This is a genomic window from Vibrio sp. R12-SW3-ISO1, assembly GCF_059834005.1.
Map to the genome: position 1 here is coordinate 1 of NZ_JCBDGK010000042.1, position 25,168 is coordinate 25,168.

The following is a 25,168-nucleotide window of genomic DNA, read 5'->3' on the forward strand; positions in this document are numbered from 1 at the left end:
ACGTCATCAATATAGGCTTGAGTGTACGAAGCAGTGTTAATGGACAGTCGGTCTTTAATACGCAAATCGCCAACTTGGTGTTTGAAAACGGTCAACTGCTCAAGCAGTCGGCGAATTATCAAGTCCGGCAAGCCAACTCAACGGACTCGTCGACTACAACGACTGCGGTGCCTGTCACCGATGTGGTGAATGTTGTTCAAGTAGGCGAAGGCAATCAGATTGCAGGAGATGTGAGTGTCAACCCAGCGGCGTTAGTCAATTCACTGGATGTGACCAACAGTACATCGGCGTCGATCACCTCAGCAAGCATCACTAATGTGATTCAAAATACACTCGATCACAGTGTGTTGGGGGTGGATACGATTGTCAATATTGACGCTCAAGTCAGCGGCTTAGTGCAACAGATTCGCAGTCGCACCAAGCTTCAAGATGCCTTATTGATCGGAGGATATTAGAAACTGAACGGCACCCTCACTGTCAGTTGGAAGTCGGGGGTGTCTTCGGTTAATCCTGCCTGAGCGTTGACGTTCAATGACGATGTCTTTGAAAACGCGTAGTTGACACCAAAGTTAATCGAATCCAGTTGCAGTAGTTTTGCATCGTCCGCTTCTTCGCCATCCAGTGTGCTTTTCAATATCGTTTTGTGGCTCAAGCCGAGCGAAAACGACAGATCAGGATTGACTGAAAAGCCAATCCCCGCGCCTAATGAAAGGGTATCGCCCAATTTTACGGCACTGCTGCTGTCTCCAACATTGACGTCATCTTCAAAATTGTAAATGTAGCTTAAACTGGTGAAGAGAACGGCAGGGTCGGTCGGATAGATCATCGAAAGGCTGGGCTCAATGCTCCAAAAACCGGATCCGGTTGGGACCTCTTTGTAGGTGTTGGTGGTGTCGTCGATCTCGATGTCATAGGGCGACTTTCCGCTGTCTGATTTGACGCTTAGGCCGCCAATCCAGTATGGCGTCGAGTTGACATTGAATTGATGGCGCAGCGCTAACTCCACATCGCCTAATCCTCCTCCATCTAGCGTGATATTGACCGTGTTGTCTTGCGCACCGTCTTGGATTGGGCGGGTAGAGATTTGATCGTTTCGATACACAAACGGTAAGCGCAGTTCCAACTCTGTTGTGTTGGTGAGTCCATAACGCGCACTCATCCCTGCGGTAATGGTGGTTCTGTCTGAATCACTCACCTCGATACGTCCAACAATCAGCGTCGGTAACACGGTATACCCAACCACAGAGACTTTATTGGATGAGTTTTGCGTGTAACTGAGTGAGGCGTCAAAAGTGAGTTTTCCTTTCGGTGTCAGTACGCCAGGTCGTGCGATCACATCGCCCACGGTTAACGGTCGAGCCGCCTCTTCTTGCGCGAATGTCGTGTCGGACAAGAGCAATGCGCTTAAGCAGGGTAGGGTCAAGGTTGTTAGGGAGAATTTCGTCAAGGGAAAGGACATCGGGTAAGCCTCTTCTATCCATAGGTACTTGATTAGATAGAACAGGGTGAGACGCTCCGCTATGAACGAAAGTTTGTGTTGTGTCTCTTCTAAGCCCTGAGACGGTTAGACGTGTCGTGTTGCAGGCAAAAGGAGGAGAGAGTGTTCATACTTTTTCGTCTGCGGTTAAGGCCAACAACATGCTAGGGAGAGGATTTTACCGTTAAGGGAGAGATAAACTGTTGGCGAAATTCGCTCGGCGTCATCGCCTTAACCCCTTTGAATTGACGGTTAAAGTTGGAGAGGTTTTTAAAGCCGGTACGCTCTGCAACAAGGGCGATCGGCAAACGAGTACTGGCCAGCAGCTCGCAGGCTTTGCCCACGCGATACTGCTTGAGATGTTCAGAGAAACTTACCCCATAGTGTTTTTCAAACAATCGATAGGCGGAGCTTTCACTCATGTGCAGTGTTTGACACAACGCGGCCATTGTGATGCTTTGTGCGTAGTGCTGTTCAATGTAATGCGTGGCCAGTTCAATGCGGCGATCCGTGTCGTGCTGGGAGGAAAAAGGCTGTATACGATATGGTGAGGTACAGAGTTTGGTCGCCTTAAGATCGTCGGCAAGCGTGAGCAGCACGTCAATGACTTTGACCACCTGGTGATGGCGCGGCAGATGGATACACCCTTCCATGATGTTGGCCACTTTCTGCGCAATCTCAGGGCTAAAATGCAGCCCGTGCGCAGCTTGGCTCAGCAAGCGAGAGAGGTGTCTCGCTTCGGGCACTAAGTGTTGCAGTTGATCCACCCAGTGCTGTGAGAACCAAATGATCACCGTGTGTTGCTCACTGTTCTCTGAGGCAACACTTTTGCCTGCGAGCATGTGGGGCAGCCCAGGACCATAAAGCAGCAGAGTATGATCCACAATCTCGCCAATCGCATCACCCGCGTAATAGTTACCCTGAAACACCGAGTGCGGATCGAGATAGAGCACCAACTCATACTCACTGTGATAGTGCCATGAGCAGACGTACTGATCGTTGTGCTCTCGGCAACGAAATTCACGCACCAGCCAGTCAAAGCTAGGGGTTGTCAGTACATGCTCTTTAAATGGCTTCACAATGTTCTCCTTGGTTGGTCACTAGCCTAGCTACATGACGCTTTTCTGTCAAAGATGAGTGTAAAGTTGAAGGAATAGTATCAAACCTGGCTCGAATACTACCATTGTTGGCGGGGGATTGGCGTAGACTGACAGACATTGCTTGCGGCGTATTCGCCGTGTTCGTTCTCAATGTGTCTGGATGGGGAGTCCGCCATGTACCGGGATAAAACCGCACTCTATTTTATATTTACCACTTTTGTCACCGGCTTGTGCGGCGCGTTTTTCTATCCATTATCGAGTCTCTTCATTGTGCAAGAACTGGGTGCTTCACCATTGATGTTGAGCCTCTACATGGTGGTGGCGGTCAGCAGTTCGGTATGGGTCTCGTCGGCGATCGCCAAACGGTCAGACAGCCATTGGAATCGCAAAACCATTTTAGTCGTCTCGTTAAGCAGCTACCTCATTACCGTGGCAAGCTTTACAGTGATTCGTGACTACTGGTTGGCGGTTGCTGTGGTCACACTGTTCGGCAGCGTCAGTGGCGCTTCGTTTGGTCAATTGTTCGCTCTCGGCCGAGAGTATGGTGACCGTCATGTCGACAACAGCACGCGTTTTGTTGCAACCATGCGAGCGGGTCTAGCGATTGCGTGGGTGTTTGGTCCACCCGCAGCGTTTATGCTCAAAGCTCAGTTTGGCTTTAGCGCCTCGTTTGCGGTCTCGGCTGTGATCGTGGCCTTGGGTATTTGGGTGGTCGTCAAGCAGATCCCCTCGAATGTGGTGACGCAAGAGGAGCGCTCAGCAAGTCGCGTCAATAAACCTCTGGATAAACGTGTGCTGTTGTACTGCGTGATCGTGGTGTGCGCTTTTTCAGCGAATAACCTCTACATCATCAGTATTCCGCTTTACCTCTCTCAAGAGTTGGTGGTCGATGCCAGTTGGCTTGGGCTGTTATTTGGGGCTGCCGCCGCCTTTGAGATTCCGGTGATGCTGGCCGCCGGCCGTATGGCGGACAAGTTTGGCACCACGAGGGTGATGACGACCGCGGTTGTCTCTGGTGCGCTGTTCTATTTGGTGATGCTCGTAGAAACCCAATTTAGCGTGATGCTGTTTGCTCAATTGCTGAATGGTTTCTTTATTGGTATATGCGCGACCTTAGGTATGGTGGCATTGCAAGACATGATGAAGGATCGCCTCGGCACCGCATCGACGCTGTTTTCCAATATGCTGAACATCAGTACCCTTGTTTCGAGCCTCGCGGTGGGTGTGGTGGCCGAGCTGTATAACTATTACAGCGCGCTATATCTCTGTTTAGCGGGGGCCATCACCGCCGCCTTATTACTGGTGGTGTTTGAAATGATGAGTCACAAAGCAGAACCCGAGTGTCACGCGCCGAGCGTGTGATGGGGGGCGCTGGGTCAACGGCGCTGTCACCGTTGACCTTAAGGTTCGCCTCGATGAATCGGCTATTTCGCTCGTGTTGCCCCATTTCTTTTACGAAGAGGTGGCAGCATTTTCCGTCCAAACACATTGATCAAAGCGCCGGTAATGATCAATGTGCCGCCTAGGTAGGTCCATAGCGATGGCACTTCATTAAAGACCCAAACACCAATTAGGGTAGAAAAGACGATTTGCACGTAAGAGTACGCCGAGGCTTTGCCTGCTTCTTGGGTTTGCATCGCTTTCGTTAAACCGTATTGGCCAATTTGGGTGAAGATGCCCACCAGGACCAACATGCACAGCATTGGCAAGCTTGGCCAAACAACATTATCGCTCATCAGTAGCAAAGAGGTAGGTAGGGCAACCAACGGGAAATAGAAAATGATCACTGAACTGTCTTCGGTTTGGCTCAATTTACGAACGATGACGTAAGCAATCGAACTGCCAAACGCGCCGCCGAGCGCGAGCATCACACTAAGTGGAGGCAGTTCATGGTGAACACTGTCACTGAAGTTGGGTTGCATCATCACGGCAAGCCCAGTTAAACAGAAAACGATGCACACTAAGGTGGCGCTTTGAATGCGCTCCTTTAAAAACAGCACGCCAAGCAGCGCGGTGAACACCGGGTGCACGTATTGCAAGATGGTCGCTTCCGCAAGGGGCAGCGTGGTGACCGAATAGTAGACACACATCAACGCGAAGGTGCCCACGGCGCCGCGAACGAGGAGCAATTTACGATTGTGTCCCCATACCGAGAGGCGCTTACGCTTCACATCCAGATAGCTGATGATGAGAGACACCAAGGCCCTCGCTGCAACAATCTCAAACACAGGAATACCGTGCTCACTGACGTACTTGACACTTGCCGACATCAGAGCAAAGCCCAGTGCAGACAAGAGCATAAATCGAACCCCAACGGGGATAAGTTGGGTTGGCGTAGTGACGTTCATAGCAGTAAATGGCTCAAGGGGAGCTTGAGCTGACTTCTCATTATTATTCGCAATAGTCTCGCATCATACGCCAAGCCTTGCTGGGTAGATAGGTTAGATTGTGGATGACAGTTCTTGATGGGCAAAATCGATCAGCGCGCGGACTTTACGTGGAATTTCATGTCCGGCTAGATAGATGGCGTACATCGAACGTGTGCCGAGATCGTAATCGTCCAGTACCCGAACTAAACGCCCTCTTTTGATGCCATCGTGAGTGACAAAATCGGGGCACAAAGCGATACCCATCCCTTGCTCTGCCCACTCTTTTGCCACGCGCGCACTGTTGACTTTAAGTTGGCTGCGTGGTTTGAAGTCACTCTGGACGCCCTCTCGCGTAAATGTCCAGCGTTGGTAACCTTGGCGATTGGTGTCAATAATCAACCTATGTTGTGCTAAATCGTCGATGCTAATCGGCGTGCCGTGGGCGGCCAAATACTCCGCAGAGGCCACTAACTGGCTGTGAATAATGCCTAACTTACGGCCACGAACGGAAGCGTTGTCGGGCAGGCCGATGCGAAAAGCAAGATCAAATCCCTCCATCGCTAGATCAACGAAATCATCGGTTAAGCGCAGGTCGAGTTCAATCTCTGGATGAAGCAAGGCAAAGCGGCGCAGTAGATCTTGCAGGTAGAGTTCACCAAAGGTGATGGGGGCAGAGATTTTGAGTGGCCCAGAGAGTTGTTGATGACTGCGACCGACTTGCTCGAACAGTTCGTCAAATTCGGCGAGAAGACGTGGCGCTTGCTCGAGTAAGCGCAACCCCGCACTGGTGACACTGACATTGCGTGTCGTGCGTTGCAACAGGCGGGCGCCGACCTGCGCTTCCAATTGAGCCACATATTTGGAGGTAAGTCGGTTAGAGATGCCAAGCCTTTGCGCCGCTGCGGTAAACGATCCCGTTTGCGCGGTGGCGACAAAGGCTCTAAGTCCATCCATTTTATCCACGGGTATCCTCCTAAGAACAATCGAAATGGGGAACATTCTTGCGAATGAAATTGCGAACAAAATATAGATAATTATTCCACATAATCTACATAGTGTTCATTATTTATTTTGCGCATACTGAGTTCATCCGCTCCTACTTACAAGGGAGCATCTCCAGCGAATACTATGAGGCACAACAATGACCAACGTGACTTATCAACAACTAAAACGCTCATTGAGCGCATCCGAACGTATGCCGGTGATCTTCCTGGGTCATGGCTCACCGATGAATATCATTGAAGACAACCGCTACAGTCGTTCGTGGATGGAACTGGGCGCCAGTTTACCTACTCCTCAAGCGATCTTGGTGCTGTCTGCTCATTGGATGAGTCAAGGCTCGACCCTGGTCGATGTTTCTGCGCAGCCTCGCACCATTCATGATTTTTACGGCTTTCCCAAGGCCCTGTATGAAGAGCAATATCCGGCCCCCGGGGCACCAAGGCTCGCGCGAGAAGTGGTGCAGTTGCTTGACCACATCAACGCCCATGAAGATGAGACGTGGGGGCTTGATCACGGCGCGTGGGCGCTGCTGAAATCTCTTTACCCAGAGGCCAACGTTCCTGTGTTCCAGATGTCGATTGATGTTACGAAGCCGCTCGACTGGCATCTCAATCTCGGTAAAACATTGCGTCAACTTCGCCACCGTGGCGTCTTAATTCTCGGCTCTGGCAACGTGGTGCACAACCTACGCGCTCTGGATTTAGACGGTCATGTTCATGATTGGGCGCTAGAGTTCGATGATAAAGTCGGTCAGGCGCTGTAAACACGACGCTTTTCATCGTTGGCGGATACGCGTGAGCTGGGTTCTCTGCTTTATCAAGCGAATCCAACGCTTGAGCACTATGTGCCTGCGCTAACGGTTGCGGGAGCGTCGGATGAACAAGATCGGCTTTTCTCAATCACAGGTGGCATTGAACTGGGCGCGGTGTCGATGCGTTCATTCCTCTTTTATTGATAAAGCCAATGGGTGCATCCTAATGTGTGAGGTGGTAGTCTCGAAGCTGTTCAATAGCCTAGCGTCATCATGACGGGAAAAGAGACCATTTGATGGGACGAGCATCCACCAATCAGCAAAATCAGACATCTTCGGCAACACCAAGTGCCCAATCACGTAAAAGCTTAGCGATTTTATTCGAGTTACTGGCTTTTGTGCGTCCTTATCGCTGGCAGGTCATCGGCGCGTTGATTGCGTTGGTGGCGACTGCCTCGTTGACGCTTTCGGTGGGTCAAGGGGTACGCATGCTTATCGACAATGGTTTTTCACAGCAGTCATTGGCGGAGCTTGAGCAAGCGATCCTTTATATCGTGGCGGTCACCATCATGATTGCGGTGGGCACCTTCTTTCGCTTTTATTTGGTTTCATCGGTGGGGGAGCGCGTCAGTGCGGATATACGCCTCGCGGTGTTTAATCATGTGATTTCTTTGCACCCCAGTTACTTTGAAACCAACAGCAGCGGCGAGATCATGTCACGCCTCACCACCGATACTACTTTGTTGCAAAGTATCATTGGATCCTCTTTCTCCATGGCGATGCGCAGCTCACTCATGTGTTTAGGCGCGATAGTGATGCTGTTTGCCACCAATGTGAAATTAACTTTGGTGGTGCTGGCGTCCGTGCCGTTTGTGTTGGTCCCGATTCTTTTTTATGGCCGTAAAGTTCGCGCTTTATCACGACGTAGCCAAGATTCGATGGCGGATGTCGGCAGCTACGCCGGCGAAGCGGTCGAACAGATTAAAACGGTGCAAAGTTATTCCCGTGAGGGGTTTGAGCGTGCGGCGTTTGCCATTGAGGTTGAAAAAGCCTACGACGTTGGCCGTCAGCGAGTGAAGCAGCGCGCCATATTGATTTCCGGAGTGATTGTGATCGTCTTTACTGCGATTGCAGGGATGCTTTGGGTCGGCGGAAGAGATGTGATTCATGGCTCCATGTCGGCTGGCGATTTGGGCGCGTTCGTGTTCTACGCCATTATGGTCGCCTCCTCGTTAGGCACATTGTCTGAGGTCATGGGCGAGCTGCAACGCGCGGCGGGGGCAACAGAGCGTTTGGTCGACATTCTTCAAGTGCAAAGTGATATTGTGGGGCCGAGTGAGACCACGAGCGACAGCCCAATCCAAGGAGCGAGCGTGCAACTGGAGCAGGTGACGTTTCACTACCCATCGCGGCCAGATGTGGCGGCAATCGATAACCTCTCGCTTAAGGTCGCAGATGGTCAAGTGCTGGCGCTTGTTGGTCCGTCAGGCGCAGGAAAAACCACGCTGTTTGAACTGCTACAACGCTTTTATGACCCGCAATCTGGTCAGGTGCGCATCGCAGGGCGTGATGTGAAGCAGTTTGAACCGAGTCAACTGCGCGAGTATATGGCGCTGGTTCCCCAACAGCCAACCCTGTTTAGCCAAGATGTGATGCACAATATTCGTTATGGTCGTCCAGACGCGAGTGATGAAGAGGTGATGCTGGCGGCGAAAAAAGCCCATGCGCACGAGTTCATTATGGCGCTGCCTGACGGTTACCACAGTTTTCTCGGCGAGCGCGGTGTGCGTTTGTCCGGTGGTCAAAGGCAGCGCATTGCGATTGCGCGAGCGATTCTGAAAGATCCCGCGATATTACTGCTCGATGAGGCCACCAGTGCACTCGACAGTGAAAGTGAACATCACGTTCAGCAGGCGCTTGAGCAACTGATGCAAGGTCGCACGACGTTGATCATTGCGCATCGTCTATCGACCATTCAACACGCGGACAGTATTGCCGTACTCGACGGGGGCCGGTTAGTTGACCAAGGCAGCCATGCGGCGCTGCTCGAGTCATGTGAGCTCTATCAGCGCCTGGTTGAATTACAATTTAGCCACCAAGCAAGCGCGCGCCCATCGCTGGTAGGGTAGTCTGCATGGATTCTCCTTCGACGGGGAGGGCGTGCTTGTCGAGTAAGTCGGTCAACACAAACACCGGCTTGGTGAGCTTCCACAGTGGAATAGAGACGATTTGGTTTTGGTTGCTGACGTTAAAGGCGGCAACAATCACTTCATCGCCTAGGGTACGCGCAAACACAAAGCTGTTGTCGTCGTGTACCAGAGGGACGTAGTCACCGTATTGCAGCGCCGGGTGTTGTTTGCGCAAGGCGATCAATGCCTGAAACAGAGCCAGAGTGGGGTTAGCGTCCACCTTATCCCACGGCATGCAGCGGCGATTATCGGGGTCATGACTGCCTTCGAGTGCCAATTCACTGCCGTAATAGACGCAGGGTACGCCGACATAGCTAAATAGCAGCGTGGCAGCCAAGGCGTATTTTTCGGGTTCCTCTTTAACTAGCTCAATAAAGCGCGCAGTATCGTGGCTGTCGAGCTGATTCAACTGCGCTAATTGATTGGCCCACGGCAGTTTCGCTCTCGCCTCGGCTTGCCAATCCAAAAACTCGCTCACATTGATGTCGATTGGGTCAAACGCGATGTCTAAGCCTGTCAGTAGCGCTCTGAGTGGGTGTGCAAACCCATAGTAGTTCATTGCGCCATCTTCTTGATCGCCTTGCAGCCATTGAGTTGCTTCAAAGAAGTGCTCGCCCAGTACGTAGCAATCCGGGTTGACTTGCTTGGCAGCGTCACGAAAAGCTTTAACGTAGTGCGCGTTGTTCTTTGCCCCTTCTCCTTCGCCCAGCATATGAATCACATCAAATCGCCAAGCATCAATGGAGTAGGGCGGTTTTAGCCAATGCTTGATCACCGCATCGTCCCCTTGATAGAGGTATTCTCTTACCTCTGGGTTGTCAAAATTGAGCACAGGCAAAGATTGTATGCCCTTCCAACCGATGTAATCTTGGCCCTCATCTTTAAACAAGTAGTAATCACGGTAAGGTGAGTTCACCGATTGATACGCACCTAGGGTGTCATGCCAGCCTTGCAAGTTAAACCACGGGTGCTCGGTGGAGGTATGATTGAAGACGGCGTCCAACATGATGCGCATGTTTCGCGCACGTAATTGCTCACATAATTGAGCAAAATGGGCGTTGCTGCCAAGGTGGTCATCGACGTTGCGATAATCCGCGGTGTCATACTTATGGTTGCTGGGTGCGGTAAAAATCGGATTGAGGTAGAGCGCCGTCACACCCAGTGATTGTAAGTAATCGAGTTTACTTTCAACGCCGTAGAGATCGCCGCCATAAAATTCGCAGCCGCCATTGCCCTCCAAATCGACGGGTTCGCCCCAGCGTTTACGGGTGACTGGCTTAGTACCACAAGATACCAAATACTCGCCCTCTTTCACGCTTAACTCTGGCTTGCCGTTGCAAAAGCGGTCAGGGAAAATTTGGTAAAACACTTGTTGGCTGACCGACTTAGGTGGCTGATGTTCGCGATTGTACTTAAAGTGCGTCTCTTTACCCGGCATGCGGGTGCTCACTTGCCGGCCATCGAGCCAGTATTGACGCTGGTTGCTCAGCAGCTTGAAGACATAGTGCGTGATGGCGCGATCTTGATTGAGTGGGAAACTGGCCGACCAGATATCCAAATAGGGCGTCTCGTCGACGCGGGTCATGGCCACCAAATACTCTTCGTTGTCGGGTTCATGGCGCACGAGAACCTTATCGAAGTGAATGCCTTTTTCCGTCGCTAAACGCACGGTGAGGATAGGTTTGGTCTCATCTAGCGTAACCCAATCGCGAGATTGGCCATGGAAAAGATATGGCAGCGTCATAGTGTTTCCCCTAGTTCCAAGTAAAAAGCGCACAGTGGCGTAAAATTCAGGGTGGCTTGGCCAATCCCATTTTTGACCTGCAGTTGGTGTGTGTCGCCGCTCAGGCAGTTGGTCAAGGCGTAGGTCCCCTCAGTGAGTTGCCATTGGGCGATGAGCGCTTCGTTTAACGTTAACGTCACCTCATGAGACTGCGTTTGGCTAAAATTGGTGGCGATGATCAAGGTTTGCGTCGAGCAAGAGCGCGCGAAGGCGTACAGGTAATCTTCGCCATCACCAAAGGCTTGGTGGTTGTCGGCATAGAGATCATGGTAGTCGCCACACAGCGCAGGGCTGTTTAACGTTAAGTTAAGCAGCCTTTGGTAGAAGTGACGCAGTGTGCGTTCTTGCTCGGTGAGTTGGCCGCCATCAAACTGACCGTTATTCATCCAGCGTTGGTGATGAGGGACACCAATGTAGTCAAAAATAGAGGTTCGAGACGGCTGGCCATAGCCGGCCATTTCAGCGCCGGGTTCTGCAACTTCTTGGCCGAAATAGATCATGGTCGGCGCGCTCGATAGGCACGCCGAGACTAACATGGCCGGTATGGCGTTTTCACCCGAAGCGCAACACGCGGGTGAAGCGAGACGTTGCTCGTCATGGTTCTCCATAAATTTGAGCATATGATGCTCAATATCGCGCAGTTGGTATTCAATGCGGCCTATCTCGCTGGTGGAAGCGCAGCCTTTGATGACCTTAACCAGGTGGTCATACAGATCCACCTTGTCGTAGAGGTAGTCCATCTTGCCCAGTTGGATGTAATCACGATAACGGTCGGGTTGATATACCTCGGCAATCACGATCGCGTCGGCGTTGGTGTGCTTAATGTGTGCGTTGAGGTAGCTCCAAAACTCGACCGGCACCATCTCGGCCATATCAAATCGAAATCCGTCGACGCCTTTGTCTAGCCAGTAAAGCGCGATATCACGAAATTTCGTCCAAGAGTCCGGCACATTTTGCGATTGCCAAAAATGCAGGTGTTCGCCGCAATCTAAATGGCGATAGTGCGGAGGCAGAGAGGCAAAATCGTGGCTACCGTCGGGCCTTACCCCATAATTGATTTTTACCGTTTCATACCAGTCGTCGGCGTTGGGCTGAGCCAAGCGTGAACCGTTGCCGGTCCATTTGGCTGGGTACTCAACGTACGCTTCTTCTAATGCGGGATGAGCCTCTCCCCCGAGCGGGGGATTCGTCGTCAATTCGTCAGGCACAGAGAAGTGTTCGCCGGGCAAGTAATAGAAATTATTGTCACGATGATAGATTACTGAGGTGTCATCGTCGGCGCCAAAGTCGCGCACGCCAGGCGGGTTATTGTGTCCTTGGTAAACCCGCGCGACATGGTTCGGTACGATGTCGATGATCACTTTAAGCCCCGCTTTATGAGTGCGCGCAATCAGCGCCTCAAACTCTTGATTTCTGTGTTCCGGATTGTCAGCAAGGTCGGGATTGACGCTGTAATAGTCCTTCACGGCATAGGGTGACCCTGCTCTGCCTTTAACGATACTGGGGTGATCACTGCGTATTCCACATTGCGAATCGTCGGTGACCCGCGCATGGTGCGGCACACCGGTATACCAAATATGGGAGATGCCGAGATCTCGAATCGCCTCTAGTGCGCGAGGCGTAAAATCGCTGAATTTGCCAACACCATTTTGCTCGCGAGTTCCCCAAGGAACGTTGGCGGTACAGATATTGCCAAAAAGGCGAGTAAAGACTTGGTAAAGGGTAATTTTGTTCATGCTTCACGAATTGTGGTGTGGAATGTTGATCGGATGAAGGCAAAGTGTAGAACAGTCAATTGGGCCATCCCTCATCCAAAGTAAAAATATGAGGGGCGTAGATCTGTTTTTTTGTGATCTTGCTATGTTTTTCTGTGATCTCACTATATATTGCGCGCGAGTGTATTTATGAGACATATTGTTTTGTCACATATCCACACTGAATGAGGGCTAAGTTTGATGGAGAAAAATGATTCGCTGTCTAAATAAAACATGCATATATTGAGCCGGAATTGATAGATTTTATGTGATCATTGCTCGTTTTTTTAGTAAATGATACAATTTCTTTCGGTAAGTTATAATTAGTGTTCAAATTATCAGGAGACGGCTTTGCGCTTTGTGCTGTTGAACCAAAACAAATACTGCGCGAGCTAAAAACTAATTTATGGATAATGAATTTAAAAAATACAGTATCGACACGACGGATTATCAAGTTGGTCAAGACAACGTTCAAAAGTGGGGATTTGATATCCACAACCCCGTTTTTGGTATCAGCGCAGGACTCGTCATCCTCTGTTTGGTCTCTTTGTTGGTGGTTGAACCAGCAACAGCGCGCGACGCACTAAATGGTTTACGTAACGGTATCATTGCCGATTTTGATGTCTTTTTCATGTGGGCGACAAACTTCTTTGTCGTGTTTGCGATAGCGCTCCTCTTCTCGCCTCTAGGTAAAATTCGCATCGGCGGTATCGATGCGAAGAAAGAGTATTCCACCGTCTCTTGGCTTTCTATGCTATTTGCCGCGGGCATGGGTATCGGCCTGCTTTTTTGGAGTGTAGCTGAGCCGACGGCCTACTTCACCGATTGGTGGGGCATGCCGTTAAACGCTGAACCGTATTCCGATCAGGCGAAGTCCCTGGCGATGGGGGCGACGCTGTTCCACTGGGGTATTCATGGCTGGGCGATTTACGCAATCGTCGCGCTTTCGCTGGCGTTTTTTGCGTATAACAAAGGGCTACCTCTGTCGCTACGCGCAGCGTTTTATCCCATTTTTGGTGACAGAGCGTGGGGTTGGTTAGGTCATGTGGTCGATATTCTTGCGGTGTTGTCGACGCTGTTTGGCTTGGCAACGTCTCTGGGGCTAGGGGCACAGCAGGCGACCAGTGGGATTAACCATGTGTTTGGTCTTGATGGTGGTACCGGCTTACAGATGGCGGTCATCGCTTTCGTAACCTTTATTGCGGTCATTTCTGTCATTCGTGGTATCGATGGCGGCGTGAAAGTGTTGTCAAACGTCAACATGATTGTCGCGTTTGCACTGTTGGTGTTTGTGTTATTCGTCAGTTTTGATATCGCGACCACTTCAATCTGGGACTCCACGGTTGCCTACGTACAAAACATCTTGCCGCTGAGTAACCCTCATGGCCGTGAAGACATCGACTGGATGCATGGTTGGACAGTCTTCTACTGGGCATGGTGGGTATCTTGGTCACCGTTTGTGGGGATGTTTATCGCTCGAGTTTCGAAAGGTCGTACCGTTCGTGAGTTTATTTTTGCCGTGATCGTGATTCCAACCGTGGTGACGCTGATCTGGATGGCGGTGTTCGGTGGTATTGCACTGGATCAAGTGGTTAATAAAGTCGGAGAGCTAGGCACCAATGGCTTAACGGATATTTCACTGACTCTGTTCCATGTCTATGAACAGCTGCCTTACAGCTCCATTATCTCTGTGCTTTCTATTGCCTTAATCTTGGTGTTCTTTGTGACGTCGTCGGACTCGGGTTCATTGGTGATCGACAGCATTACGGCGGGGGGTAAAATTGATGCACCTGTCCCTCAGCGCATTTTCTGGGCGTGTATTGAGGGTTCGATCGCGGCGGTGATGCTCTGGGTCGGAGGCAAAGAGGCCCTGCAAGCGTTGCAGTCGGGCGTGGTCGCGACCGGCCTGCCTTTCACGCTGGTGCTGCTGGTGATGTGTGTCAGCTTATTGAAAGGCTTGAAGTCTGAGCTGCCCGCTTATCAGTAAGTGATTAAGTGGTAATGGAAGAATGAAAATGAGCACAGCGATGTGCTCATTTTTTTGTAGTGATGCTCACAAATCGAAATTAAGGGGCAGGGCTTGCCTGGCATCGCGTCTACGCTTTAGTAAGAAAACACAACAGCAACGTCAAAAAGGAGACAATGATGGCTACGTTTAAGCAGGACATCCCGCACCGCGTGACGGTTTATCATGATGACCTTGAGCAAGAGAAAGCGCTAAAAGAGGCAATGAAGCCAGAAAAGCCACGTTACTTTAACGGCAGTCCTACTTATCAAGCAGACAGCATCGAAGAATTCAAAAGTAAAATCAGTCAGGTGGGGTTGTCGTTAGACAAATAATCACTCACATCGACTAAAGAGGCAGCCTGTTGGCTGCCTCTTCTTTTACCTGTGTTCTATTGTCTGTGGTATGACGCTTTTCGGTTACTGATTCTGGCCGAGCACGTACTCCAGCCCACCGACAATCGCCGCGACTTGAGCCGCATTGCACGCCTCGTCGATCACACTTGCGCTGTCTGGATACACTTCAGTGGTGGTGCCATACAGGCAGGTACTGACACCACCACATAGGCCGAGTTGTTTCATTGGATAGAGAATGACACCGTGGCTTACGACAGGAGAACCAATGATTTCGCCTTTTTCGTCCGCTGGGGCGATGTGCGTGACTTTGCTTACCGCGTTAATCACGGCGGCTTGAAAGTCTAATTGCGGATTGTCGCTATCACCAACAGTGTAAAATCCGTCGGGAATCATGCCTTCTATGTACTCAAGGCCATCACGAGCGGCCAATGCCGGGCGAAACTCACTTTCATCGGTATCGGTGGTTTCATGCAGGTCGATGTGCACCAAAATCTCTTCGTTGATGCTTTCAACTAGCCTCATTAATTGCGCGGATTCTTTGGCAGGGGAGTTGGCGTAAAAAGAGCGATTGGGGTCAATGGCATTGGGGTTCCAGCGATTGATGGTTTCATAGCCCCAAGGGCTAACACACGGTGCGACGATCACATTGAAATATTGGCTGTAATGGGCCATTTTTTCTTCGGCAAACGCCAGCGCACCGTGGACACCACTGGTCTCATAACCGTGCACGCCGCCAGTGATCAACACCACTTTTTTACTTGTGTCCCATTGGCGCGTTTTGATGCAGTAAAGTGCGTAGTGCTGCTCGTCGTAGTCAAGTGAGCCGTATTGTTCAACGTCGAATCGACCACGAAGAGCTTCAATCTTACTCACGACTTGCTGCTGATAATCGCGCTGTTTTGTCACGCTCGCTCGCCAAGCCGCTCTCTCTGTGTCCGTCCATTTCTCCCCGCGTGTTCCGATAGGGTAAGCGTGTGTTTGATTCATTGGTGACCCCTTGTCATTGGTGATGGGCACACAGCATAGTGATAGCTTGCGCAAGAGGCAATCATTGATGGGCGGCTGCTGGAATTTAGTGCGGCTCGTAAACACTGATAGCCGATAATGCACCATAGACACACCAAATCGGAAACCATATAAATTCGAACTATACTCATGGTATATCTGCACCCTTATCCGTCGCTTCTCACGACGATGTGGCTTGGCCAATGAATCAATCAGGCTGACGATTATTGAGCAAGCTTATGTGAGTTGACGCCCATTTACCATCGAACAACACCTCTCTACGCCTCGCACCTACTACGGCAAGAAGCGGATAAAGGGGGAATCGCAAGCGGATCTCGCTTTGGTAAAATGGCAGACAATCGGGCTACCGACGTAGCCGCTTGACAAAAAGGTAAAGGAAATCGTGATGTTAATCTCGAATGCAACCGACGTCATTTTGCATGCTTTCGATTGGCCTTATGAGATGGTCAAAGCGAGAGCAACAGATATTGCTAACGCGGGATATAAATCCGTGTTGGTTTCGCCACCGATGAAATCGCTTAAGCGCGAACAAGGCACACAGTGGTGGCAGCGCTATCAACCGCAAGATTATCGAGTGATAGACAATCAATTGGGTAACACTGAGCAATTTACTGCGATGATTGCCACGCTGAAAGCGCACAAGGTTGAGATCTACGCCGACGTAGTGTTTAACCATATGGCGAATGAATCATCGCTACGTGATGATTTACACTACCCCAGTGCTGCGGACATAGCGACCTACCAGAAGGACAAGGCGTATTACGAGCGTCAACGTTTGTTTGGTGATTTGAGTGAGCCACTGTTCGATCACGATGATTTTGTCGAAGCGTTCGGCATCTCCGATTGGCAGGACAAGTGGCAAGTGCAAAATGGCCGAATTACTGGTGGGCCAAGCGATCCGGGGCTGCCTACTCTGCGTGATAACGCGCATGTGGTGAGCATGCAGCAGCAATATCTCAAAGCCCTAAAGTCACTAGGGGTCAAAGGGTTTCGCATTGATGCCGCAAAACACATGACGCTGGAGCATCTGCAAAAAGTGTGGACGGATGAGATTTGTCACGACGTGCATATTTTTGGTGAGATCATCACCAGTGGCGGTGCGTCCAAACCTGAGTATGATCTCTTCTTAGAGCCCTTTCTTGCTCAAACCGATCTTGGAGCCTACGACTTTCCCCTGTTTCAAACACTGTTCGACGCGCTACAACCGAAAGGAAGCTTGAAAAGCTTGGTGGATCCTTATTGCTTTGGCCAAGCGCTATCGGAAAGTCGAGCGATTACGTTCGCCATTACCCATGACATTCCCAATAACGATGTCTTTGCGAATTTGGTGATGGATGAGACGTTGGAGTGGTTAGCTTACTGCTACATTTTGGGCCGAGATGGCGGTGTACCGCTGATCTATACCGATCTCGATACCAGTGGCATTCAAGACCGTTCGGGTCAGCCTCGCTGGCAATCCGCTTGGAAGGACAAAAAAATGTGCGCCGCCATTGCCTTTCACAATCAAATGCATGGCAAACCGATGCGCATCATTGAAGCCGGTGACGATCTCTTGGTGTTTGCTCGCGGCAATGATGGTCTTGTGGTGATCAACAAATCGACACGCAGTCAAACCATAGAGCGAAAAGAGGGGACGGCGATGACGGATGTGCTGACAGGAAAGAGAGTATTTGGCACTGAAAATGCGCTGACTGTGGCCCCTAAAAGCGCCATGATGTTGGTACGCAAATCCAATGAAGCTCTTTAGGCACGTTGACGCTCCGTAGGTCCAACGATGTTTAGTGGGAGAGTTTGAACTGCACTGGTTGGCTAGGCGTGCATCACCTAGCCAACCAGTGCTTGTTCCAGATTGTCGAACAGGGCGTCGTTACCATCAAACCATCGTTTAATTACCTGGCTGCGCGCTTGACCTGACAGCATCTGCTTACGCGCTTCACGTACTCTGAGTAAAAGTTGCACTTCACTTGGCAACGGGCTTTGCGCTCGCAGGGTGTTGTCGCTTAACCACTGATTGAGCTGTTTAGTGAATGTGGATTCGCTCAGCTTAGGCGTAAGCGAGGGCAATTCATCACGCACGACCGTCAGTAGCGGAAGCTGTTTTTGTCTGTCATCAACCGTGCTTAAGCGATCAAGCAGCGCGGTTAGCAGAGGGGTGGGCTGGATGTAGCCGGCTTGCCTTACGAGTGGCAGTTGGGTGCGTACCGATACCTCGATGCGATCCAGTTGAGTGTTCGGCGTATAGGTGACGGCCGCGAGGGTATCAAATGGCAGCCAAAAGGTATCGCCAGGCTCGACGACGTACTCTTTTTTGCCCAAACGGATAAAGACGAATCCTTGAGTGACGCGCAGCAAACCGTGCTTGATGGTGTGACGACGTGGTGTTGTCGTCAGATACTCGTGGGATTGCGCTTGATAGGAAATGGCGTAATGCATGGAAAAACTCACTCTTTATGGGGCGACAAGAGTACCGTTTTCTAATTGAAATGCCAATCTTGCCGGTGACCTACACAATCAAATCACGCTTTTCGGCCTCAAGTGGTGACGGTTTGCGCAAAAATGGGCCGACGTTCTGGTCTGACCTTACTAATTGTGCGACAACGATAGCTGCTAAGCGCACAAACTCCGCGTAGAATAGGCCAGCTTTAAATTTGATGTAGTAGACCATGACCACAACCACAGACCCATTTGTAGACATCCGCCCTTACAACGACGACGAAATTCCTGCTGCGATTGAACGCTTAATTAATGATGAAGAGTTTATCAGCGCCATCATAAAACATCGCTTCTCACACCGTGGACGCTGGTTTGCTGCGTTGATGTCTCCGTTGGTGAAAATCGCGCTAAAAATGAAATGGTCTAAGCTCAACTCTGTTGAAACCATTCAGTTGGAAGTGAAATCCTACCTTGAGCGTACGCTTAACACGACAACAGACGGCGTCACCTACAGCGGTTTAGACCAGCTAGATCCTAATCAAGCCTATTTGTTTGTCTCTAACCACCGTGACATTGCTATGGACCCGGCGTTGGTTAACTATGGTTTGCACGTGAATAACCACAAAACTGTGCGCATTGCGATTGGCGACAATTTGTTGAAAAAACCGTGCGCGACGGAGCTTATGAAGCTCAATAAGAGCTTTATTGTTAAACGTTCAGCCAAAGGTCCGCGTGAGATGATGAAAGCGTTGGGCACCTTGTCTGCGTACATAAAACACTCTCTCGACACTGGTCACTCGATTTGGATTGCACAAAAAGAGGGCCGAGCGAAAGATGGGAATGATTTTACGGATCCTGCGATTTTAAAGATGTTTCATGTCGAAGGACGTAAACAGAAAATCGACTTTGCAGATTACATCCGCTCACTCAATATTGTCCCGGTCTCGATCTCTTACGAATATGATCCCTGTGATAGTGCTAAGGCTCTGGAACTGCATCAAAAAGAGACTCAAGGTGTTTATCAAAAAGGTGAGTTTGAAGATATTGAAAGTATCATTCAGGGTATTGTGGGCTATAAAGGCCGCGTCCATGTGGCATTTGGCGACGTAATTCAATCGGGCTGTGATAGTCCTGATGAGTTGGCGAGTACTATCGATGAGCAAATTCACCGTCACTACAAGTTATTCCCAATTAACTTGCTGGCCTCTGGCGATGAAAGTGTCGAAGAAGGGGTTAAGCAGCGCTTAGCCGACAAATTGCAAGCGTTACCAGAGGGTGCGCAGCGACACCTGATCGCCAGCTATGCCAATCCGGTGAAAAACCAGTAAGCGGTATTCGCGGCTCAATTAAAAAGAGCGCAGTCGTTTGACGACTGTGCTCTTTTTTCGGCCGGTTAGTGCTCACTCTAGGGAGCGACCGCACCGCCGAGGGTCAGATTGGTCGGCCAACGGCTAATGCGATTTCCACCAAGGAAGATGTTGCCATTGACGGTCATGGTGTCTGGGAATGTGGTGATGGCGGAGCCGCCAATATAGAGGTTCCCATCAACGGTCAGTCCTTCCGGCAGTTCGGTCAGTGGTGTGCGCATCACACTCAAATCCCCTTTAACGCGAAACCTAGGTGGCAAGCTTGCTAGAGGTGTGTCAGTAAAATTGAGAAAACCACCCACCTGAATACCGGGAGGCCAACGAGTCACTTGTGACCCGAGGAGGTTGGCATAGCCGCGTATTTTGACCCCAGGGGCGATTTTTTTCAGCCCGCTGTTTGAGGCATCCAAACTGCCTTCAATCTCTATCCCTTTCGGGATTTGTGTCATTTGAGTTTTGGCAATATTGAGATTGCCCTTGATCACAAGGCCATCAGGCAAAGAGGTGTAGGGCTTGTTGCGCAGATCCAAGTTTCCGTAATTATCAAGATGATTCAAAATACGGTAGGTGTCGAGTGGCTCCCCGACAGCGACACAGGAGGCGGCACTGAGCCAAAGCGCAACAAATTTAACGAGATACTTCATGTACACTCACGATGAACAGACGTGTGTTTAGTATCAGAGAGAGCGGGCTTAGGGTCAATTTTAAGCCAATAAAAAACGGGGATGGACCCCGCTTTTAACACATCAACACACTCTATACGTGTGATTAGCGCGCCAGTGAACGTGTTTTGAGTTCAAAAATCAGTTTTTCAGCGCTCACTTCAAATTTGAAGTGTGCGGTCAGCTCTTTTGCGTCATCGGCGATAGGAGGTACTTGATACTCCACGTTCTCAGACACTTGTTTCGCCAGTTCAAGATATTTGGCCAACTCAGCTTCAAGCAACGTTTTGTTCTCAGCGAAGATGGTCACTTGTGCAACATCGTCTCCTTCTTTGATGATGAAGCCCATTTCGCCTGCACAGCCACACGCTTCGCATACTTGTTCTTGTTCAGTGCTCATAGTCACTATCCTCTTACAAAGTTTGTGGTCATTTTATCGGTTTATTTGAAGTGAATCCACACAAAAACCCATGATGCAGCATGACATACCATTTACTGTGCTACGCTGTAAGATGTCAGTGGGGCGCTTGATTGATTGTGAATGAATCCTATTATCAGTGTGATCTTTGTCAATTAATTGAGAAAATTAATGATAATTACTCACGCCGAATGTGCGCTCTCGGTTGTCAGTCGGGGGGATTTGTAAGATTATCGGCGGTCTTATTATATACAGAAGTAATGATGTCTTTGCATTTCATAAAAATGCCCTATGGCCTTTTATGAAAACTTAGCTTACGCCAGATCGTTAGATTTTGCGTTGCTCTGCATTAGCCACGACACGAAATGCGCTCGCGCGCTTTTCATTGCCAGGGTGTTATGCACCGTAAAGCTAACTCGTAGAGGTGTCATGTTTGATTCACTTTGATTTAGATGGATATACAAAGAGAAGAGCCTAAACATGCCTAAGCGTAGTAAAGAAGATACTGAAATCACCATTCAGAAAATAATGGATGCCGTCGTAGACCAACTGTTACGCCTCGGATATGACAAAATGTCATACACCACATTGAGCCAACAAACCGGCGTGTCGCGAACTGGGATCAGTCATCACTTCCCGAAAAAAACCGATTTTACCGCCGCTTTGGATGGCCGTATTTTCAAAATGTTTGTTGAACACTTGGATTTTGATCACTCATTAAATGAGTTTTCGGCCAGCTGGTTAACGGCGCTAGAAAATCCAGAATTTAAAGCGATTTTACGCCTGCTATTCCACCATGTGGTGACGTCGCACAACGCACCTGAATTTGCGTCAAATGGGATTGAGCGTCTATACAAAACCGTAGAAACTCAGTTTGGTGATGAGAGTGCGAAAGAGCTCGAGTGGTTGATGGGTAAATCCCTTGTCAGCATGACCGCTTAATCATCAAATCGGAAAAATCTTAAACCGCGCCCTGTGAAGACAGGGCGCGGTTTTTCTTTTTTAGTATGTTAAACGCGAAGTGACGCTCGTGTAGAATCGTTTCTACGACTATTATTGTTGCGAGTTAGAAACGGTAGTCTCCGATTAGTTTGATAGCTGCGAAGCATTGATTGACAAACACTCCTCTGATGAGACATAGGAATTCTCTCTATATTAGTGTTTCATAATGCTCGCTTTGCTAACTATCTGTTACACTGAAAGTATTAAACCAATAACTAGCAGTAGGTGCATGAATGTCTTTACCTGTTCTTATTTGTGATGATTCTGCTTTAGCCCGCAAACAAATGGCGCGTTCACTACCTGCTTCGCTGAATGCCGACATCAGTTTTGCGGTTCATGGCCTTGATGCATTAAAACAGCTTGAAGAGAACTCATTCAAACTGATGTTCCTTGATTTGACCATGCCTGAGCTGGACGGGTTTGGCACCTTAGATGAGATCCAGAAACGCAACATAGACATCCCGGTTGTGGTTGTGTCAGGGGACATTCAGCCCAAAGCGAAAGAGCGTGTGATGTCTTTGGGGGCGAAAGCTTTCATCCAAAAACCCATCAATCAAGACGCGTTGAAAGCGGTTCTACGCGATCTGGTGGAACCTCAGGCCAAGCCAAAAATCGTGACTCCCGTGTCTCTGGAGTTGCCGGTTCTTCGCCGCCGTGACATCTACATGGAAGTGGCGAACGTGTCGATTGGTCGCGCCGCAGATGCGCTTGCGCGCCACTTTGATGTGTTTGTCCATTTGCCGCTGCCGAACGTCAATATTTTTGAAGTGAGCGAGTTGCACATGGCGCTCAGAGACTTGGCGGAAAATGATCAAGTCTCCGGCGTGTGTCAAGGGTTCAGTGGCGAGGGGATTGCGGGAGAAGCGCTGGTCTTGCTCAGTGACTCCAGTGTCTCCGATTTGAAAAAACTGATGAAAGTGCCCGCGGACAGTGAGGAGTTGGAAGAACTCGAACTCCTAATGGACGTCTCTAACATTCTCGTTGGATCGTTTTTAAATGGTTTAGGTCAACAAGCTGAAGTCCGCTTTTTCCAAAGCTCTCCGGTGTTACTCGGGCAGCATATTTCGATTGACTCCGTGATCGAGTCAACGACGGGATCTTTTAGCAAAACCATGACCTTTGAGGTGAGTTATAACATCGACGGTACATCGATTCGTTGTGATTTACTGTTTATGTTTGTCGATGAATCTCTGCCGCTACTCGACAATAAGCTGGCGTACTTGATGGAGGACTTTTGATGTTGAATCTTCCTGCTGAATTTGAGCAATTCCACTGGATGGTGGATATGGTACAAAACGTCGATTTGGGCTTAATCGTCATCGACCGTGAGCATAAGGTCCAAGTGTGGAATGGCTTTATGACCCATCACAGCGGCGTGCAATCTCATGATGCGATCGGCAAGTCTTTGTTTGAGCTGTTCCCAGAGATCCCTCAAGACTGGTTTAAACTCAAAACCAAGCCGGTCTACGACTTAGGCTGTCGCAGCTTTATTACGTGGCAGCAACGTCCTTATTTATTTAAGTGTCGTAACGTGCGTCCGGTTACGCAACAAGCCGATTTCATGTATCAGAATATCACCCTAAACCCAATGCGCACGCCAACCGGTGAGATTCGCTCGCTGTTTCTCTCGATTCAAGACGCCACGGCGGAAGCCCTTGTCTCAAAAAAGTGATCGATAAGGTCGCGATCTAGGCTGGGATTGTGCGACAGTGAGAGCACGATTCTAGCCAGTGAGTGACCTATGGATTCCACAACCCTACCACGGTGGCTTTACACTGCCGATCAAGTCAAACAAGGTGAAGTGCTGGCTGCCAAGCGAGCCAATATCACGCGTTATCAATTGATGGAGCGCGCAGGACGCGCGATTTTGACGCTTATTCAGCGCTTATATCCTGACGACAAGTCGCTCACGATATTGTGTGGAACGGGCAATAACGGCGGTGATGGATTTGTGGTCGCTCGTCTTGCTCGTCAAGCGGGGTATGACGTCACTCTGTGGCTCAGTGGCGATGAATCTAAACTGCAAGGAGACGCTGAGACCGCTAAGCTCGCCTTTGTGCGTTCGGGAGGCGAGATCCGTTATTTTAAAACTGAGTATCACGCCGAAGCGCTCAAGCGGGATCTTTTGCGCTCTGCGCTGATTGTCGATGCATTACTCGGCACCGGATTAAAAGGGTCGGTTCGTCAGCCGACGCAAGCTATTATCGACACGGTCTCTGAGACTCTCTCTCTCATTCCATGTCCAGTCATCAGTGTCGATGTGCCGTCTGGGCTATGCGCCGACTCTGGCACTCGACTAGGAATTAAGGGCAAGTCACCATGTATAGCGGCCGACCACACGTTAACCTTTATTGGTATTAAGCGCGGACTGGTGACAGGGGAGGCGAGGGCCGTGGTGGGTCAACTCCACTTCGATGGTTTGGAGGTAGATGAGTATTTTTCGTCTCTGATCAGCAGTAACACGGAGCGGTTGTCACAAACTGAGATGCAAGCACTCAAGCCAGAGCGGCATGCCTTAGCACATAAAGGCGATCACGGGCGATTGCTATGTGTGGGCGGCAACCAAGGCTATGGCGGTGCGATTCGTCTGTGCGCCCAGGCTGCGGCGCGAAGCGGTGCTGGTCTTGTTCGCGTTCTGTGCCACCCACAGAATGTCACCGCGCTTCAAGTCGCGTGTCCTGAAGTGATGAGTGAAGGATGGCGAGAAGACTTAGCCATGATCAGTTGCCGTTTTGCAGGGCAAAAAGTGTTGGCTATTGGACCTGGCTTGGGTCAAGACGCTTGGTCTCACGCATTGTATGATCACGCCGCGCAATATGAACAAGTTAAAGTCGTCGACGCCGACGGTTTAAATCGACTTGCCACTCAACCCAACTACGATGAACGGCGTGTCATTACCCCACATCCCGGCGAAGCGGCTAGATTACTGGCTTGCTCGGTGGCAGAGGTGGAAGTGGATCGCTTTGCCGCAATCAAGGCTTTGCAGCAACGATACGGCGGCACCGTTGTTCTCAAAGGAGCTGGGACACTCATTTATGATGGTGAGGTGACCTCTGTGTGTCTTGCGGGCAACCCGGGCATGGCGAGTGGTGGTGTGGGCGACGTATTGACCGGAATTATCGCGGCGTTATTGGCTCAAGGATTATCACTCAGCAACGCGGCAAAGCTTGGCGTCTATCTTCACAGCCTTGCGGCGGATGAGTTAGCACGGCGCGAAGGCCAGATTGGTTTGCTCGCCAGTGATCTTATTGCTGAGGTGCGTTGCCAGCTCAATCAATAAGCCAAATCATCACTTTTTTGTGACATTGATTGTTATTTGAGTCAGTTACGTTAGAATGCTCGTTCGCTCCTGAGTTGTGCATCCGTATTTGCATATAAAAGGAGCTGAATTCTCGCCTTTGACGGCCATTATCCCGGCCGTGAAAGATACGTATGAATTGCAAGTGTTGCTTGGTGTGCAACACCACTGTAAAG

General features: G+C 50.1%; 23 protein-coding genes. 13 read left to right on the top strand and 10 right to left on the bottom strand.

Annotated elements, in window-relative coordinates:
• Positions 1 to 455 (top strand): hypothetical protein (locus AC6R0R_RS12495; protein WP_500626932.1); only part of this gene is annotated, 455 nt, incomplete at its 5' end.
• Here the strand turns inward: AC6R0R_RS12495 and AC6R0R_RS12500 are convergent.
• Positions 452 to 1,459 carry a transporter gene (locus AC6R0R_RS12500; RefSeq protein ID WP_500626933.1) on the bottom strand — a complete coding sequence of 336 codons (1,008 nt, stop codon included), beginning with the start codon at positions 1,457 to 1,459 and terminating at the stop codon, positions 452 to 454. The two genes, AC6R0R_RS12495 and AC6R0R_RS12500, sit on opposite strands and share 4 nt — an antisense overlap.
• Before the next feature lie 182 nt (positions 1,460 to 1,641).
• On the bottom strand, positions 1,642 to 2,556 hold the full coding sequence (locus AC6R0R_RS12505; RefSeq protein WP_500626934.1) for a helix-turn-helix domain-containing protein: 915 nt from the start codon (positions 2,554 to 2,556) through the stop codon (positions 1,642 to 1,644).
• A 195-nt stretch (positions 2,557 to 2,751) separates the two neighbouring features.
• Between AC6R0R_RS12505 and AC6R0R_RS12510 the strand changes: the two genes are divergently transcribed.
• Positions 2,752 to 3,939, top strand: a complete 1,188-nt coding sequence (locus AC6R0R_RS12510) for a sugar efflux transporter (protein WP_500626935.1) — start codon at positions 2,752 to 2,754, stop codon at positions 3,937 to 3,939.
• A 62-nt stretch (positions 3,940 to 4,001) separates the two neighbouring features.
• On the opposite strand, the gene AC6R0R_RS12515 is transcribed toward AC6R0R_RS12510, so the two are convergent.
• Both AC6R0R_RS12515 and AC6R0R_RS12520 read right to left on the bottom strand, forming a co-directional pair.
• Positions 4,002 to 4,925, bottom strand: a complete 924-nt coding sequence (locus AC6R0R_RS12515; protein WP_500626936.1) for a DMT family transporter — start codon at positions 4,923 to 4,925, stop codon at positions 4,002 to 4,004.
• Positions 4,926 to 5,018: 93 nt separating this feature from the next.
• A complete protein-coding gene (locus AC6R0R_RS12520; protein WP_500626969.1) occupies positions 5,019 to 5,900 on the bottom strand; it encodes a LysR family transcriptional regulator in 882 nt (293 codons plus the stop codon).
• A 187-nt stretch (positions 5,901 to 6,087) separates the two neighbouring features.
• On the opposite strand from AC6R0R_RS12520, the gene ygiD reads away from it, so the two are divergent.
• The 3 genes from ygiD to AC6R0R_RS12535 all read left to right on the top strand — a co-directional run bounded on the left by ygiD (position 6,088) and on the right by AC6R0R_RS12535 (position 8,828).
• Positions 6,088 to 6,711, top strand: a complete 624-nt coding sequence (ygiD, locus tag AC6R0R_RS12525) for a 4,5-DOPA-extradiol-dioxygenase (RefSeq protein WP_500626937.1) — start codon at positions 6,088 to 6,090, stop codon at positions 6,709 to 6,711.
• Positions 6,712 to 6,729: 18 nt separating this feature from the next.
• The gene (locus AC6R0R_RS12530) at positions 6,730 to 6,903 is read left to right on the top strand and encodes a hypothetical protein (RefSeq protein ID WP_500626938.1); all 174 of its coding nucleotides are present in this window, start codon (positions 6,730 to 6,732) and stop codon (positions 6,901 to 6,903) included.
• Between the two features lie 92 nt (positions 6,904 to 6,995).
• The gene (locus AC6R0R_RS12535; RefSeq protein WP_500626939.1) at positions 6,996 to 8,828 is read left to right on the top strand and encodes an ABC transporter ATP-binding protein/permease; all 1,833 of its coding nucleotides are present in this window, start codon (positions 6,996 to 6,998) and stop codon (positions 8,826 to 8,828) included.
• Here the strand turns inward: AC6R0R_RS12535 and malZ are convergent.
• Both malZ and AC6R0R_RS12545 read right to left on the bottom strand, forming a co-directional pair.
• Positions 8,788 to 10,632 (bottom strand): maltodextrin glucosidase, encoded by a 1,845-nt coding sequence (gene malZ / locus AC6R0R_RS12540; RefSeq protein WP_500626940.1) that lies wholly within the window; start codon positions 10,630 to 10,632, stop codon positions 8,788 to 8,790. The two genes, AC6R0R_RS12535 and malZ, sit on opposite strands and share 41 nt — an antisense overlap.
• Positions 10,629 to 12,407 (bottom strand): alpha-amylase family protein, encoded by a 1,779-nt coding sequence (locus tag AC6R0R_RS12545; RefSeq protein ID WP_500626941.1) that lies wholly within the window; start codon positions 12,405 to 12,407, stop codon positions 10,629 to 10,631. Before AC6R0R_RS12545 ends, malZ begins: the two co-directional genes overlap by 4 nt.
• Before the next feature lie 424 nt (positions 12,408 to 12,831).
• Between AC6R0R_RS12545 and AC6R0R_RS12550 the strand changes: the two genes are divergently transcribed.
• Both AC6R0R_RS12550 and AC6R0R_RS12555 read left to right on the top strand, forming a co-directional pair.
• Entirely contained in the window at positions 12,832 to 14,412 is a 1,581-nt protein-coding gene (locus AC6R0R_RS12550; protein WP_500626942.1) for a BCCT family transporter, read from the top strand.
• Positions 14,413 to 14,570: 158 nt separating this feature from the next.
• Positions 14,571 to 14,765: a hypothetical protein gene (locus AC6R0R_RS12555; protein WP_334551586.1), complete on the top strand. Its 195-nt coding sequence runs from the start codon at positions 14,571 to 14,573 to the stop codon at positions 14,763 to 14,765.
• A gap of 84 nt (positions 14,766 to 14,849) precedes the next feature.
• On the opposite strand, the gene AC6R0R_RS12560 is transcribed toward AC6R0R_RS12555, so the two are convergent.
• Positions 14,850 to 15,773: a M14 family metallopeptidase gene (locus AC6R0R_RS12560; protein ID WP_500626943.1), complete on the bottom strand. Its 924-nt coding sequence runs from the start codon at positions 15,771 to 15,773 to the stop codon at positions 14,850 to 14,852.
• Between the two features lie 424 nt (positions 15,774 to 16,197).
• Here AC6R0R_RS12560 and AC6R0R_RS12565 point away from each other — a divergent pair, with 424 nt between their 5' ends.
• Positions 16,198 to 17,559: an alpha-amylase family glycosyl hydrolase gene (locus AC6R0R_RS12565; RefSeq protein ID WP_500626944.1), complete on the top strand. Its 1,362-nt coding sequence runs from the start codon at positions 16,198 to 16,200 to the stop codon at positions 17,557 to 17,559.
• A gap of 77 nt (positions 17,560 to 17,636) precedes the next feature.
• Here the strand turns inward: AC6R0R_RS12565 and AC6R0R_RS12570 are convergent, their stop codons facing one another.
• Entirely contained in the window at positions 17,637 to 18,245 is a 609-nt protein-coding gene (locus AC6R0R_RS12570) for an AraC family transcriptional regulator (RefSeq protein ID WP_500626945.1), read from the bottom strand.
• 230 nt (positions 18,246 to 18,475) lie between these two features.
• Here AC6R0R_RS12570 and AC6R0R_RS12575 point away from each other — a divergent pair, with 230 nt between their 5' ends.
• On the top strand, positions 18,476 to 19,573 hold the full coding sequence (locus AC6R0R_RS12575) for a 1-acyl-sn-glycerol-3-phosphate acyltransferase (RefSeq protein WP_500626946.1): 1,098 nt from the start codon (positions 18,476 to 18,478) through the stop codon (positions 19,571 to 19,573).
• A 77-nt stretch (positions 19,574 to 19,650) separates the two neighbouring features.
• Here the strand turns inward: AC6R0R_RS12575 and AC6R0R_RS12580 are convergent, their stop codons facing one another.
• Together AC6R0R_RS12580 and AC6R0R_RS12585 are read right to left on the bottom strand one after the other, a co-directional pair.
• Positions 19,651 to 20,256: a leucine-rich repeat domain-containing protein gene (locus tag AC6R0R_RS12580; RefSeq protein ID WP_500626947.1), complete on the bottom strand. Its 606-nt coding sequence runs from the start codon at positions 20,254 to 20,256 to the stop codon at positions 19,651 to 19,653.
• Between the two features lie 124 nt (positions 20,257 to 20,380).
• Positions 20,381 to 20,674, bottom strand: a complete 294-nt coding sequence (locus AC6R0R_RS12585; RefSeq protein ID WP_500626948.1) for a YfcZ/YiiS family protein — start codon at positions 20,672 to 20,674, stop codon at positions 20,381 to 20,383.
• Between the two features lie 498 nt (positions 20,675 to 21,172).
• On the opposite strand from AC6R0R_RS12585, the gene AC6R0R_RS12590 reads away from it, so the two are divergent.
• From AC6R0R_RS12590 to AC6R0R_RS12605, 4 genes are all read left to right on the top strand, one after another.
• Entirely contained in the window at positions 21,173 to 21,634 is a 462-nt protein-coding gene (locus AC6R0R_RS12590) for a TetR/AcrR family transcriptional regulator (protein ID WP_334551601.1), read from the top strand.
• A gap of 293 nt (positions 21,635 to 21,927) precedes the next feature.
• The gene (locus tag AC6R0R_RS12595; protein WP_500626949.1) at positions 21,928 to 22,932 is read left to right on the top strand and encodes a response regulator; all 1,005 of its coding nucleotides are present in this window, start codon (positions 21,928 to 21,930) and stop codon (positions 22,930 to 22,932) included.
• Entirely contained in the window at positions 22,932 to 23,366 is a 435-nt protein-coding gene (locus AC6R0R_RS12600; RefSeq protein WP_334551613.1) for a PAS domain-containing protein, read from the top strand. The genes AC6R0R_RS12595 and AC6R0R_RS12600 overlap by 1 nt, the downstream gene beginning before the upstream one ends.
• A 69-nt stretch (positions 23,367 to 23,435) precedes the next feature.
• Complete coding sequence (locus AC6R0R_RS12605) at positions 23,436 to 24,974, top strand: NAD(P)H-hydrate dehydratase (RefSeq protein ID WP_500626950.1); 1,539 nt, start codon at positions 23,436 to 23,438, stop codon at positions 24,972 to 24,974.
• The last annotated feature ends 194 nt before the right edge of the window (positions 24,975 to 25,168 follow it).